General features: G+C 62.9%; 14 protein-coding genes. 10 read left to right on the forward strand and 4 right to left on the reverse strand.

Annotated elements, in window-relative coordinates; genetic code table 11:
• Nucleotides 1–39: 39 nt before the first annotated feature.
• The 4 genes from sseA to AC0L2R_RS02690 all read left to right on the forward strand — a co-directional run bounded on the left by sseA (nt 40) and on the right by AC0L2R_RS02690 (nt 2,924).
• Complete coding sequence (gene sseA / locus AC0L2R_RS02675) at nt 40–891, forward strand: 3-mercaptopyruvate sulfurtransferase (RefSeq protein ID WP_091591158.1); 852 nt, start codon at nt 40–42, stop codon at nt 889–891.
• A 5-nt stretch (nt 892–896) separates the two neighbouring features.
• Nucleotides 897–1,460, forward strand: a complete 564-nt coding sequence (locus tag AC0L2R_RS02680; RefSeq protein WP_027154015.1) for a GNAT family N-acetyltransferase — start codon at nt 897–899, stop codon at nt 1,458–1,460.
• A gap of 112 nt (nt 1,461–1,572) precedes the next feature.
• Nucleotides 1,573–2,379 carry a 4-hydroxy-tetrahydrodipicolinate reductase gene (gene dapB / locus AC0L2R_RS02685; protein ID WP_473507632.1) on the forward strand — a complete coding sequence of 269 codons (807 nt, stop codon included), beginning with the start codon at nt 1,573–1,575 and terminating at the stop codon, nt 2,377–2,379.
• Nucleotides 2,380–2,456: 77 nt separating this feature from the next.
• Nucleotides 2,457–2,924 carry a DUF1203 domain-containing protein gene (locus AC0L2R_RS02690; RefSeq protein WP_287173860.1) on the forward strand — a complete coding sequence of 156 codons (468 nt, stop codon included), beginning with the start codon at nt 2,457–2,459 and terminating at the stop codon, nt 2,922–2,924.
• 249 nt (nt 2,925–3,173) lie between these two features.
• Here the strand turns inward: AC0L2R_RS02690 and AC0L2R_RS02695 are convergent, their stop codons facing one another.
• Nucleotides 3,174–4,475, reverse strand: a complete 1,302-nt coding sequence (locus AC0L2R_RS02695; RefSeq protein ID WP_473507633.1) for an outer membrane protein — start codon at nt 4,473–4,475, stop codon at nt 3,174–3,176.
• Between the two features lie 201 nt (nt 4,476–4,676).
• The gene (gene ald / locus AC0L2R_RS02700; RefSeq protein ID WP_473507634.1) at nt 4,677–5,792 is read right to left on the reverse strand and encodes an alanine dehydrogenase; all 1,116 of its coding nucleotides are present in this window, start codon (nt 5,790–5,792) and stop codon (nt 4,677–4,679) included.
• Between the two features lie 159 nt (nt 5,793–5,951).
• Here ald and AC0L2R_RS02705 point away from each other — a divergent pair, with 159 nt between their 5' ends.
• Nucleotides 5,952–6,425 carry an Lrp/AsnC family transcriptional regulator gene (locus AC0L2R_RS02705; protein ID WP_023799250.1) on the forward strand — a complete coding sequence of 158 codons (474 nt, stop codon included), beginning with the start codon at nt 5,952–5,954 and terminating at the stop codon, nt 6,423–6,425.
• On the opposite strand, the gene AC0L2R_RS02710 is transcribed toward AC0L2R_RS02705, so the two are convergent.
• Nucleotides 6,422–7,078, reverse strand: coding sequence for a 5-formyltetrahydrofolate cyclo-ligase (locus tag AC0L2R_RS02710; RefSeq protein WP_473507635.1), 657 nt, complete (start codon nt 7,076–7,078; stop codon nt 6,422–6,424). The two genes, AC0L2R_RS02705 and AC0L2R_RS02710, sit on opposite strands and share 4 nt — an antisense overlap.
• Nucleotides 7,079–7,304: 226 nt before the next feature.
• Here AC0L2R_RS02710 and AC0L2R_RS02715 point away from each other — a divergent pair, with 226 nt between their 5' ends.
• Entirely contained in the window at nt 7,305–8,570 is a 1,266-nt protein-coding gene (locus AC0L2R_RS02715) for an NAD(P)/FAD-dependent oxidoreductase (RefSeq protein WP_473507636.1), read from the forward strand.
• A gap of 207 nt (nt 8,571–8,777) precedes the next feature.
• On the opposite strand, the gene AC0L2R_RS02720 is transcribed toward AC0L2R_RS02715, so the two are convergent.
• A complete protein-coding gene (locus tag AC0L2R_RS02720) occupies nt 8,778–10,034 on the reverse strand; it encodes a class I SAM-dependent methyltransferase (RefSeq protein ID WP_473507637.1) in 1,257 nt (418 codons plus the stop codon).
• Between the two features lie 242 nt (nt 10,035–10,276).
• On the opposite strand from AC0L2R_RS02720, the gene AC0L2R_RS02725 reads away from it, so the two are divergent.
• From AC0L2R_RS02725 to kdsA, 4 genes are all read left to right on the forward strand, one after another.
• A complete protein-coding gene (locus AC0L2R_RS02725; protein ID WP_023799246.1) occupies nt 10,277–10,411 on the forward strand; it encodes a hypothetical protein in 135 nt (44 codons plus the stop codon).
• A 108-nt stretch (nt 10,412–10,519) separates the two neighbouring features.
• Nucleotides 10,520–10,810 (forward strand): Dabb family protein, encoded by a 291-nt coding sequence (locus AC0L2R_RS02730; protein ID WP_027154007.1) that lies wholly within the window; start codon nt 10,520–10,522, stop codon nt 10,808–10,810.
• Nucleotides 10,811–11,020: 210 nt separating this feature from the next.
• Nucleotides 11,021–11,932, forward strand: a complete 912-nt coding sequence (locus tag AC0L2R_RS02735) for a VOC family protein (protein ID WP_473507638.1) — start codon at nt 11,021–11,023, stop codon at nt 11,930–11,932.
• Entirely contained in the window at nt 11,929–12,759 is an 831-nt protein-coding gene (gene kdsA / locus AC0L2R_RS02740) for a 3-deoxy-8-phosphooctulonate synthase (protein WP_023799243.1), read from the forward strand. The genes AC0L2R_RS02735 and kdsA overlap by 4 nt, the downstream gene beginning before the upstream one ends.
• Nucleotides 12,760–12,802: the final 43 nt, after the last annotated feature.

The raw sequence follows: 12,802 nt of genomic DNA on the forward strand, positions 1-12,802 counted from the left end.
CTGATAAACAGATTATCGAAGGCGGGCAGGAGAAGAACAATGGCCGAAGACAGCCCTTTCACCATCGATGCGGACTGGTTGCAGAAGCGCCTCGGCGAGCCTGGCCTGACCATCGTCGACGCGTCCTGGTATTTGCCGGCGCAGAAACGCGACGCGCGCGCCGAATATGACGCAGCGCACATTCCGGGCGCCCGTTTCCTGGATCACGATGCGATCTCGGATCCTGATTCCCCACTGCCGCACACACTGCCGTCGCCGCAGCATTTCGCCCAATATGTCGGCGCCATGGGCATTTCGGCCGACGACACCATCGTTGTCTATGACGGCCCGGGCTTCTTCTCGGCGCCGCGCGCCTGGTGGATGTTCCGTGTCATGGGGGTGTTCCAGGTCTACATATTGGACGGCGGCTTCGATCGCTGGAAAGCGGCTGGACGGCCGGTGACGGCGGAGCCGACGAAGATCGCGCCTTGCGTGTTCCATGCCGACTTCGATGCCGCTCGCGTCGCCAGCCTGGCCGACATGCGCCGGATCGTCGAGACCGGAGAAAGCCAGATCGCCGACGCGCGTTCGCCTGGCCGGTTTGCCGGTACCGAGCCGGAGCCTCGCGCCGGCGTCCGCTCGGGTCATATGCCCGGCGCGCGCAATGCGCCGTTTTCGGCGCTTGCCGAGGATGGCGAGTTGCTGTCGAAAGACCGGTTGCGCAAGGTGATCGAGGACGCCGGCATCGACCTGTCAAAGCCGGTCGTCACCTCTTGCGGCTCAGGCGTTACGGCGGCGGCGATCACGCTGGCGCTCGAGACGCTAGGCCACACCGACAACAGGCTCTACGACGGTTCATGGACCGAATGGGGTGGGCTTGGCGATACGCCCGTCGAGACGGGCAAGGACTGACTGCGATGGAAAACGGCGCGCTTGAAGACATCGAGGTCACGGTGACGTTTCTCGAAATGCATGCGCCGCCGGCCTATTCGCCGCCGCTGCCGTATAACCGCCAGATCGCATTGCTGAAAACCAAGGACATTCCGCTGCATTTCTACCGCTATTTGATGGATCGGGTGGGCCGCAAATGGCACTGGGTCAACGTGCTGAGGCTGAGCGACGAGGAGCTTTCTGCCGGGATCCACCGCGAGGACCGCGATATCAGGGTGCTGTATCTCGACGGCTCGCCGGCCGGCTTTTTCGACCTGAAGCCGCATCTGCCGGGAGAAGTGGAACTGGCCTATTTCGGCATGATGGAGCACGCCACCGGCCAAGGCATCGGCCGCTGGTTCCTGGGTGCGGCGATCGACGCCGCCTGGTCGCACGGACCAAGGCGGGTGACGGTGCAGACCTGCACGCTCGACCATCCGGCGGCATTGCCGCTCTATCAGAAGCTCGGCTTTGAACCGGTCGCGCAAAAGAAGGAGATGGTGCATCCGATGACCTTCGCCGAGCGTGCGGCCAGCGTCATGCGGCCATGATTTTCTCGGCAAGCTGAACCTTCATCGATGCTTCAGCTTGCAGTCAAACTGTTGGAGCGTTCGTCATGCATCTAAGGCGGGTGCGCTCAAATAGCGATGGGAGGATCAAACGATGACGATTCGGGTGGTGATGGCCGGTGCGACCGGCTGGGTCGGCAAGGCACTGGTTCCGGCGATCGGGGCGCAAGGCGACATGGCGCTGGCCGCGGCCGTGTCACGCAGCGGCGCTGGGCAGGATTCCGGCCTGCTGGTCGGCCTGCCGGCAAACGGCATCATCGTTGCCGCCTCGCTGGCCGAGGCAATGGAGGTGCCGTCGGACGTGCTGGTCGACTACACCAAACCGCATGTGGTGAAGGACCATGCGCTGCTGGCCATCGAAAACGGACGGCACGTGGTGATCGGCACCTCGGGGCTGGGTGCGGCCGATTTCGGCGAGATCGATGCTGCAGCCCGCGCCAACCATGTCGGCGTCGTTGCCGCCGGTAATTTTTCGATCACCGCCACGCTGATGAAGCGGTTTGCCCTGATGGCGGCGAAATACGTGCCGGATGTCGAGGTCATCGATTATGCCAGCGCCAGGAAACCCGACGCGCCGTCCGGCACGGCGCGCGAGCTTGCCGAAGCGCTGGCCGATGTCCGCAGAGCTTCGACCGCGCGGCCGGTCTCGGAGGTCTCCGGTGTGCCGGGAACGCGCGGTGCGGCGGTTGGCACGGGTGAGGGGGTGCAGGTGCATGCGCTCCGCCTGCCTTCCTACATCCTGTCCTGCGAAGCGCTGTTCGGCCTGCCCGACGAGCGGCTGACCATCCGCCACGACGCCGGCTCGTCCGCTGCCCCTTACGTGGCCGGCACGCTGCTCGCCATCCGGCGGGTACAGGAGATCACAGGGCTGGTGCGCGGTCTCGACGCGCTGATGGACTGATCCGAATTGGCAGGAATCGGGTGGGAGGCGCTGGCACAGCGACGTAATTTCCGGTCGACGACATCGGAGATTTCACCATGACCATCCAGTTCAAGGCCTTACCCACGGAAGGTGTTAGAGCCTTGCAGCGCGGCGGGCCGGACGCGTATGGCCTGATCCCAGAGTGGAAAATATCCGACGGTGACGGCGTGCCTTGCCGCCACTGCCTGAAGAACGTCGCCGCTGGAGAAGCCTACCTTGTCCTGGCTTATCGGCCATTTCCGCAATTGCAGCCTTATGCCGAGACCGGTCCGATCTTCCTGCATGCCGAGCCCTGCGAGCGCGCTGCCGAAGCCGAGGCGCTTCCCGAAATTCTCGAAAGCAGCGACTACATCGTGCGCGGCTATGGCAGCGACGACCGCATCGTCTACGGCAGCGGCGGCGTCATCCCAACGGGCGCTATCGCGGCGCGGGCCGAGAGTTTGTTCGAGCGCGACGACATCGCCTATGTGCATGTCCGCTCGGCACGAAACAATTGCTACCAGTGCCGGATCGAGCGCGCGTGACCGGATCGGTCGCAGCTGTCGTGCGCCTGTCGCAATGTCGCGTTATGGAATGATTGTCGATCGATTTGCCGACCGCGGATGAACCGGCGGGAGATCTCGATATCAGAGGAAGCGGGGCTTTGGCTCCGCTTTTTTGCTGCCTGCATTGTCCCGCCCCCGTATTTCTTCACCCGAAGTATTTCGTCACCCGAAGAAAAAGCCCGCCGGAATGACCGACGGGCTTTGACTGTTGTCTGGACGGCTCGAAAATTAGTTGAACTTGTACTTCGCACCGATGCGGACGGTGTGGAACGAAGGCGTAGAGGTGAGAGTGTCGTCCGGCAGCCCAAGTTCCGAGGAAAAATCCTCCTCCGAGAACTGCGAGTAGCGGTATTCGAGGCCGACGGTCACGTTGCTGGACATGGCCGTTTCCAGACCACCACCCACCGAGAAGCCGCTGGAGTCCCAGTCGAGGATGTCGCCGATGGGCGAAGACGCATTCAGATCGAAATGCTGCCAGCTGTAACCGCCGAGCACATAGGCAAGTGTCGATTCGTTGACTTTCATGCCGACGCGGGCAAGCACATCGAAGCCGTAATCGGTATCCAGATTGATCGATCCGCCTGGAACTTCCAACTCGGAAGTCATGCCGGAGTAGCGGGCATCCACCATGACACCTGCGACCCAGCTGCCGAAATCATGGTCATAGCCGACGTTCAATTCGCCGAACACACCTTCGCCGCCGAGCCCGTTGAACTCGAGCCCGCCAAGCGGCGGAACCTCGATCTGATGCACCGACGCACCCGCGCCGGCGGCGCCGCCGACGTAGAAGCCGGTCCAGTTGTAGGCAGGCGCTTCAAAAGAGGCGACGCCGCCATTCTGGGCGCCAAAGCGATAGTTGGCCCCGACCTGGAACGTATGCCGCGACGTGTCGATATTGAGGGCGCCATCCGGCAAACCGAACTCGGAAAGCAGATCATCATTGGTACCGAAGCGGGTATAGCGATATTCTGTCTTGATGGTCCAGTTGCTGTTGATGGCCGTTTCAACGCCGGCTCCGACGAAGTAACCGCTCTGGTCCCAATCCAGGTCAAAACCAGCGTTGGTGTCGAGTTCGTATTTCTGCCAGGAATAGCCGCCGAGCACATAGCCCAAAGTGTTCGGCGTGAACAGGTAACCGGCTCGCAAACCAGCGTCGAAGCCGTAGGTCTCTTGGACCGAAGCCTCTAGTCCAGCTACATCTAGCGTGGTTTCAATGTTGCCGATATGGGCGTCCAGGAGTCCGCCGATCAGGAAGCGCGGCGACACCATATAGTCGTATCCAACGGTCAGTTCACCGTATACGCCTTCACCACCAATGCCGTTCAACGAGAAGCCCGGAAGGAAGTCGCTGCTGAGCTCGTGGACATTGGCGCCGGCGCCAACGCCAAAGCCGACATAGATGCCACTCCAGTTGAAGGCCGACGTTTCGACCACCGGCACAAGCGCGTCGGCGGCATGAGAAGCCGATCCAAGCGCCAGAACGGAAACTGCGCCAAGAAGAAGAGATTTTGCGAATCGTTTGCTGGTCATTGCCCCTGCCTTTTGAAAAACCCGTCAGCCGTCTAGCACCTGCCCACGCCGGCGGATGTAACAAAAAAGCCACAGGAATGACACATTGCAAGCAAAACGGGTAAAGCCGGTCTGCTGAACGCAAACCGTGAAATTTTCTTGTGGAAAAAAAGAGCCGCCGGGGGCGTCGGCGGCTCTTTCGGGAGAGAATCAGCGGCGGGTTCAGGCGGCGAGAACGGCCTTCGGCTCGACCAACTCATAGCCGAGTGATTCGGCCACCGCGCGGTTGGTGATCTTGCCCTTGTGGACATTGAGGCCGTTGCGCAAATGATGATCGTCGACCAGCGCCTTCAGGCCTTTGTCGGCAAGCTGCAGGCCGTAATGCAGCGTCGCGTTGTTCAACGCCTGGGCCGAGGTGACCGGCACCGCGCCCGGCATGTTGGCGACGCAATAGTGAACGACGCCGTCGACCTCATAGGTCGGGTCGGCATGAGTTGTGGCGTGCGAGGTCTCGAAGCAGCCGCCCTGGTCGATGGCAACATCGACCAGCACCGAGCCCTTCTTCATTCCCGACAGCATTTCGCGCGAAACGAGTTTTGGCGCCGCGGCACCCGGGATCAGCACGGCGCCGACGACGATGTCGGCCGAAAAACATTCCTCTTCCAGCGCCTCGACCGTCGAGTAGCGGGTGTGGACGCGGCCGCCGAAGATATCGTCGAGCTGGCGCAGCCGCGGGATTGAGCGGTCGATGATGGTGACGTCGGCGCCAAGGCCGGCCGCCATCCGTGCGGCATGCAGGCCGACGACGCCGCCGCCGAGCACAGTGACCTTGCCAGGCAGCACGCCGGGCACGCCGCCGAGCAGAACGCCGCGGCCGCCATTGGCCTTCTGCAGCGCGGTGGCGCCGGCCTGGATCGACAGGCGGCCCGCGACTTCCGACATCGGCGCCAGCAGCGGCAGGCCGCCGCGGTCGTCGGTGACCGTCTCGTAGGCGATGGCCGTCACACCTGAGGCCAGCAGGCCCTTGGTCTGCTCCGGATCCGGAGCGAGATGGAGATAGGTGTAGAGGATCTGGCCGTCATGGAGCTGGACCCATTCGTTGGGCTGCGGCTCCTTGACCTTGACGATCATGTCGGACTTGGCAAACACGTCGGCGGCCGTCTTGGCGATGGTGGCGCCGGCGGCGCGATAGGCGTTGTCGTCGGCGCCGATGCCGGCGCCGGCGCCGGTCTCGACCAGCACTTCGTGGCCATGCGCGACATATTCGCGGACCGATCCCGGCGTCAGGCCGACGCGGTATTCGTGGTTCTTGATTTCCCGGGGGCAGCCGACGCGCATCTTCTTCTCCTCCTGATCCAGCCTTTTGAGGCATGTTCGCTGTTGAGAGACAGTGAACCACGAATCGTCGCGTAGGTGTTTGCGAATGCGCTTGCGCAAGACGGCACGGTTCGATAATCGTTGCGCAAAACAGCAGGATTGTCGCAGGAATCCCGAAGAATGCCGCTCGACAGGATTGATATCGCCATCCTCGAAACGTTGCAACGAGATGGGCGAATACCCAACGCGGCGCTTGCCGAGAAGGTCGGCCTGTCGCAGTCGGCCTGCTCGCGGCGGCTCGACAATCTGGAGAAATCCGGGACCATCCGCGGCTACCACGCCCGGCTTTCCAATGCCGCGCTTGGCCACCAGATGACGGCGATCGTGCATATATCGCTGTCGGGGCAATTCGAGAAGACACTGTCGGATTTCGAGGCGGCGATAAAGCGCTGCCCGAATGTGTTGTCCTGCCACCTGATGTCGGGCGAATACGATTATATCCTGCGCATCGCGGCAAAGGATCTCGTCGACTATGAGCGCATCCACAAGGAATGGCTGTCGGCGATGCCGCATGTGACGAAGATCAACTCGTCGTTCGCCTTGCGCGAGATCGTCGACCGGACGGCGGTCGGGATGAAGCCGGAACTTGCCTAGGCTTTGAAAGCCTCCGTTACCACCCGGTCCATCGGGATGTCATGCGGCTGCGGGTAGATGGTGGCGATGCGCTGCAGTTCGTAGCCGACACCGATGACCAGCGGCTTGAACGGCATCGCCGCCAGCGTGCGGTCGAAGAAGCCGCCGCCATAGCCCAGCCGATACTGTCTCGGATCGATGCCGACGACAGGCGAGATGACGATGTCGGGCAGCACCGGATCGCCTCCAGCCGGGATCGGGATGTTCCAGACACCCTTTTCAAGCCGGTCGCCCGGTGCGTAGGCGCGAAAGATAAGCGGGCGGGCTTTTTCGACGACAACAGGCAGTGCGGTACGGCCGCCGCGCTCATTGACGGAAGCTATCCAGGCCCGCAAATCCGGCTCGCCGCGGAACGGCCAGTAGAGGCTGACCATGCGGCCGGCAATGTCGCCGATCACCGCGTCGAGGTTTTCGCCGATGCGCTGCGACATTGCCGTCCGCACGTCAGCCGGGACAGCGAGGCGCGCCGCAATCAGCCGCTCGCGCTCGGCCTTGCGCCATCGTTTCACGTCGTTCCAGTCGGATAGGGGCGGCCGGAATTCCGGGTCGAGCTCGTGCATGAAGCAAGGCGGCGAGGAATATTGCCCCGGACCGTCGTCATGATCGCTAGCCAATTTTCACTCCTGTCATCTGCTTCGATGAAATTATACTCGGCGGCAGGATGGGGGCATGTACAACAGCGACATCTCAGGGCGGGCAGTCGGCAAAGTCGGATGTTGTTGCGGTGCACAAAAATAGCTACATCAGCCTTGACGAAATTGCTCTCCAGTCTGCTCTCGCGGCCAACGGCCCTCACGGCCCACCTGCTCTCCCGGCCAACCTGCTCCCGGAGTGAATGAATTGAACGAAACCAGACATCATGTCGTCGTCGTCGGGGCGGGCTTTGGGGGTCTCGAATTCACCCGCGCGCTTGACGGTGCGCCGGTGCGCATCACCATGATCGACAAGCGCAACCATCATCTTTTCCAGCCGCTGCTCTATCAGGTGGCGACCACGGCGCTGGCGACCTCGGAAGTCGCCTGGCCGATCCGCCATCTCCTGCGCAAGCGCAAGGATGTGACGACACTGCTGGCCACCGTCAGCGGCGTCGACCGCGCCGGCAGAAACGTGCTGCTCGATGATGGCGGCGCGGTTGGATACGACACGCTGCTGCTGGCCACCGGCGCCCGCCACGCCTATTTCGGCCATGACGAGTGGGAGAATTTCGCACCGGGGCTGAAGACGCTGGAGGACGCCACCACCATTCGACGGCGCATCCTGCTTGCCTTCGAGCAGGCCGAGCGGGAGACCGATCCCGCCAAGCGCCAGGCGCTGCTGACACTGGCGATCGTCGGTGGCGGACCGACCGGCGTGGAACTGGCCGGCACCATTGTCGAACTGGCGCACGAGATGCTGCGCGGCGAGTTCCGCAACATCGATACGCGGCAGACGCGCGTGGTGCTGATCGAGGCCGGTGACCGTATCCTCCCCAATTTCGCGCCGGAACTCTCCGACTATGCCAGCAAGGCGCTCGAGCGGCTTGGCGTGACGGTCGAACTCGGTCGGCCGGTGACACGTTGCGACGCGGAGGGTGTCGTCTTCGGTGAAACGCATCTGCCGGCCAGGACTATCCTGTGGGCAGCAGGCGTCGCCGCTTCGCCGGCCGCCGAATGGCTGGGGGCGGCAGCGGACCGCGCCGGCAGGGTGCTGGTCGAGCCCGATCTGACCGTGCCGGGCAGCCCAGAAATTTTCGTCGTCGGTGACGCTGCACACGTCCTGCGGCCGGATGGCCGCATGGTGCCCGGCGTGGCACCGGCCGCCAAGCAGCAGGGCCGGCATGTCGCCGCGACGATCAAGGCCCGGCTTGCCGGCGACGCAGCCCCGCGGCCTTTCCGCTACAGGCATGACGGCGACCTGGCGACGATCGGCAAGCGCGCCGCCGCGATCGATTTCGGCTGGATCAAGCTCACCGGCCGGCTGGCCTGGTGGCTTTGGGGCCTGGCGCACATCTATTTCCTGATCGGCTTCCGTAACCGGCTTGCGGTTTCGCTGAGCTGGCTATGGATCTACTTGACAGGGCAGCGCAGCGCGCGGCTGATCACCCAAGGCGACGATGACAGGCGCTGACGTTTCCGCCCGCGCACATGCATCCGCACGTCATCTGTTCCCGTATGGACTCGACCGGATTCAGGCGCGAAGCTCTGCTTCGGTCAGGACTTGGCACGCTGTTGAAGGCTGGCACGCCATTGAACAGCAGCCAGCTCGAACCGCATCATCGACTTGATGTTCGACGGAGAACCAATTGATCCCATGCGGAAATTAGTCGTCGCCACCCTAAGTCCTGTAAACCACCTGGCGGACATCGATGTAGCTGGCGCGGAAGCCGGCTTCGCAATAATGCAGGTAAAACTCCCAGAGCTTCTTGAAGCGGTCGTCGAAACCGAGCGGGACGATCTTTTCCCATGACCCACAAAAACGGTGGCGCCATTCGGCGAGCGTGCGGGCATAGTCGTCCGGGAAAATGCGCTCGCGCAGATGAGCAAGGCCATGGTCTTTACCGAGCGTTTTCAGGATCGACGGCGTCGGCAGCATGCCGCCCGGGAAGACGTAACGCTGGATGAAATCCGGCCGGCCGCGATAGGTGTCGTAGGCTTTCTCGTTGATGGTGATGATCTGCAGGCCGGCGGTGCCGCCAGGTCGCAGGCAATCCCTCATCTTGCCGAAAAACACGGGCCAGTACTTTTCGCCGACCGCCTCGAACATCTCGATCGAGGCGATGCGGTCGTAGGAACCGGTTTCGTCGCGGTAGTCCTGCAGCTTGATGTCGATCTTGTCGGCAAATCCAGCCTTCTGGACGCGTGCTCTGGCGAAATCATGCTGCTCGCGGCTGATCGTCAGCCCGGTGACGCGGCAGCCGATCTCGCGCGCCGCGAATTCGGCAAAGCCGCCCCAGCCGCAACCGATTTCAAGCACGTGGTCGTTCGCGCCGATGCCCGTGTCCTTGGCCAGCGCGCGATATTTGGCGGCTTGCGCGCTTTCCAGATCGTTGGCGCCAGCCGCATAGAGCGCCGACGAATAGGTCATGCTCGGATCCAGCCATTCCTTGTAAAAGGCGTTGCCGAGATCGTAATGCGCCGAAATGTTGCGCTTCGAGCCGGTGCGAGTGTTTTGGTTGAACCAGTGGCGGACACGCTGGACGGCGTTGATCAACCAGCTGGCGCCGCCGGCGATGCGCTCTCCGATTTCTGAATTGACGACGAACAGTTCCAGGAAACTGGTCACATCGGGACTGTCCCAATCGCCGTCGATGTAGGATTCGGCGATGCCGATGGTGCCGCCGGTGAAGGCGCGGCCGGGCAAGCGCCAGTTCTTGAGCACCAGTTCGGCGTCCGGACCCGGGCCCTTGCCGCCGACGAGGACGGCGCGGCCGTCCGGCATCCTCACCTTGAGCGAGCCACGCGGCAGGTTCATCGCCGCCGACAGCACCATGCGCGCCTTGGCCGGCAGGCCTTTGACGGTCTCGGCGAAATTGAATTCGTCCAACTTGACCGCGTCGCCCGACGCAACGCTGGTGTCTTCCTTGTGAGCCATGTCACGCCCCCGGGACTTCTGCGGCGCCGGCGCAAAATCGCCGGTTTCCAACTCTCTCGCAGTTCATCGGCAGGGCGCGAACGCCGCTTCCCGATGAATTCCCGCGCAATCTTTCACGTCATCAAGGGGAACTTCAAGAGCCAAGGCAAGCGAGCACGGATCATGGAAAGATTTTGGGGGAGGGCGCTGATCAACGCCGGAATCACTATGGTTGCAGCCACCCGGATGCAGTAGTTTTAGCCATGCGTTATGTCATCGTCATCTGCGCCGTCACGTTCTTCCTGATCTGGGACGGGCTCTACAATCAGGGCAGCTATCTCGACACCACGGTCAGGGAGATTAACCGCATCGTGCGCTACATCACCAGCATGATGTAGGTTTCCTCGCCTTCGACCCAACGCGTTGTTGCCGCGACATCGTTGCCGGTTGACGCAATCGTGTTGCCCACACAAAACATGGCTGCACATCGATCGAGGGGGCTGGGGTTGATCCGGCATATCGTTTTCTTCAGCGCACGGCACAAAGAGGACGTCGAGGCCGTACGCACGGGCTTGCTGGCGCTGGGCAACATCCCCCATTCCCGTCTGTTCGAGGTGACGCTCAACAGCAAGGTCGACCCGCTTTCGGACGAGATCGACGTGGTCGTTTATGCCGAGTTCGAGGATGACGCCGCTCTGGCCGCGTACAAGGCGCATCCGCTCTATGCCGAGACGACCAGCCAGGTCAAACCGCTGCGTGAATTGCGCTATTCGGCGGACATCGTGGCTGCGACTTGAAGGGAAACTGACCGAAGCAGGAGCGCACCCATCTGCGGCCGTTGGTTCGGTCGGATCAGCGCCCTGCCGCTTTCGCGCGTCGCCAAGGCAGCGTGGCCAAGAACAGCCATCGCGACGACCGCTGCCGCTATATGAAATCCCTGCGCGTCAGGCGAGGGCTCTTGAACCAACTTCCGGAATGATGCACACCGCGCCGGCATGATCGAGACGATGCCAGCACGCCCTCATTCGCCCGGCGCTTATCCGCCCGGCCCCTGTCCGCTTGACCATCTTGTCCTGCCGACCGCGAGCCTCGACGTGGCACGGGCGCGGCTGGCTTCGCTTGGCTTTGTCGGGGCGCCGACCGGCATCCATCCTTTCGGCACGGAAAACTGCTGCGTCTTCCTTGAGGACGGCACCTATCTCGAGTTGCTGGCAGTGGGCAATGCGCAAGCGGCGGCGAAAGCGATCGCCGACGGTAACGCCTTCGTCGCGCGCGATCGCGCCTATCGCGACAGCTGCGGCAATGAGGGATTTTCCGCCCTTGTCCTGGGCACCCAAAGTGCGGATGCCGACCACGCACGCTATGTCGAAGCCGGCCTGTCGGCTGGAGACATGCTGAGCTTTTCGCGCACCTTCACCGACGCGGCGGGAAACAGCGACACGGCATCGTTCAAACTGGCCTTCGCCTCCGGCACCGGGGCGACGGACGCATTCCTGTTTGCCTGCGAGCGGATCAATGCGCCGAAAGTGGACCGCAGCGCGTTGCAGGTCCACGCCAATGGCGCAAACGGCATTGTCGAGGTCGTGGCGGTCAGCACCGAGCCATCCGAACAGCGCCGATTGATTTCGATCGCGACGCACAGTCCGGCGACCGTGCCGGGGAGCAGCACTGCGTTTGAGCTGCCGAACGCGACCTTGACCCTCCTTGACCCCGTCGCTTTCGAATCGCGCTTCGGCATACCTGCCGGCGCGCCATCGGAACTCCGCTTCGCGGCGATCGTCTTTTCAGTTGGTTCCGCCGACACGGTCGCCAAGCTGCTTGCAGCAAGTTCCGTAGAACATGACTTACGCGGCGATGATATTGTCGTGTGGCCGGTATCCGGGCAGGGTGCGGCCTTCGTTTTCCAGGAGAAAGCATGAGCAAGCCCAATTCGTCCGTAACCGTCGGCAATGTCGTCTTCGGCAACAGCGCGCCGCTGTCGCTGATTGCCGGCCCGTGCCAGCTTGAATCGCGCCAGCACGCCTTCGACATGGCTGGCGCGCTGAAGGAACTGACCGAGAAGCTCGGGCTGGGCCTCGTCTACAAGACCAGTTACGACAAGGCCAACCGCACCTCGCTTGGCGGCACGCGCGGCGCCGGGCTCGATGCGGCGCTGCCCGTCTTCGACGATTTGCGCAAGGCGTTTTCGCTGCCGATCCTGACCGATATCCACACCGAGGAACAGTGCGCGCTCGTGGCGCCGCATGTCGATATCCTGCAGATTCCGGCTTTCCTCAGCCGCCAGACCGATCTGCTGATCGCGGCGGCAAGAACCGGCAAGGTCGTCAATGTGAAGAAGGGCCAGTTCCTCGCGCCGTGGGACATGAAGAACGTCGTCGCCAAGGTCACCGGTTCCGGCAACGCCAATGTGCTGGTCACCGAGCGCGGCGCGTCCTTCGGCTACAACACGCTGGTGTCCGATATGCGCGCCCTGCCGATCATGGCCGAGATCGGCGCGCCGGTGATTTTCGACGCCACGCATTCGGTGCAGCAGCCGGGCGGGCAGGGCGGCTCGTCAGGCGGCGATCGGCGCTTCGTCGAGACGCTGGCGCGCGCCGCGGTTGCGGTCGGTGTCGCCGGCGTCTTCATCGAGACGCATCAGGATCCCGACAACGCCCCCTCCGACGGTCCCAACATGGTGCCGCTGAAGGACCTTCGGGCGCTGCTTGAAAGGCTGATGGCATTCGATCGCGTCGCCAAGGGCTGAGCAAGTTCAGCGGCCCAGCCCTAAGTCCGACCCGAAACTTGTG

The organism is Mesorhizobium sp. WSM4820, from assembly GCF_055811075.1.

What these genes read in the sequence shown, in the direction of transcription:
- kdsA (WP_023799243.1), top strand. Translation starts at nt 11,929, where the DNA reads ATGAGCAAGCCCAATTCGTCCGTAACCGTCGGCAATGTCGTCTTCGGC.
- AC0L2R_RS02680 (WP_027154015.1), top strand. Translation starts at nt 897, where the DNA reads ATGGAAAACGGCGCGCTTGAAGACATCGAGGTCACGGTGACGTTTCTC.
- AC0L2R_RS02725 (WP_023799246.1), top strand. Translation starts at nt 10,277, where the DNA reads ATGCGTTATGTCATCGTCATCTGCGCCGTCACGTTCTTCCTGATCTGG.
- AC0L2R_RS02695 (WP_473507633.1), bottom strand. Translation starts at nt 4,475, where the DNA reads ATGACCAGCAAACGATTCGCAAAATCTCTTCTTCTTGGCGCAGTTTCC.
- AC0L2R_RS02720 (WP_473507637.1), bottom strand. Translation starts at nt 10,034, where the DNA reads ATGGCTCACAAGGAAGACACCAGCGTTGCGTCGGGCGACGCGGTCAAG.
- sseA (WP_091591158.1), top strand. Translation starts at nt 40, where the DNA reads ATGGCCGAAGACAGCCCTTTCACCATCGATGCGGACTGGTTGCAGAAG.
- dapB (WP_473507632.1), top strand. Translation starts at nt 1,573, where the DNA reads ATGACGATTCGGGTGGTGATGGCCGGTGCGACCGGCTGGGTCGGCAAG.
- AC0L2R_RS02705 (WP_023799250.1), top strand. Translation starts at nt 5,952, where the DNA reads ATGCCGCTCGACAGGATTGATATCGCCATCCTCGAAACGTTGCAACGA.
- ald (WP_473507634.1), bottom strand. Translation starts at nt 5,792, where the DNA reads ATGCGCGTCGGCTGCCCCCGGGAAATCAAGAACCACGAATACCGCGTC.
- AC0L2R_RS02690 (WP_287173860.1), top strand. Translation starts at nt 2,457, where the DNA reads ATGACCATCCAGTTCAAGGCCTTACCCACGGAAGGTGTTAGAGCCTTG.
- AC0L2R_RS02735 (WP_473507638.1), top strand. Translation starts at nt 11,021, where the DNA reads ATGCCAGCACGCCCTCATTCGCCCGGCGCTTATCCGCCCGGCCCCTGT.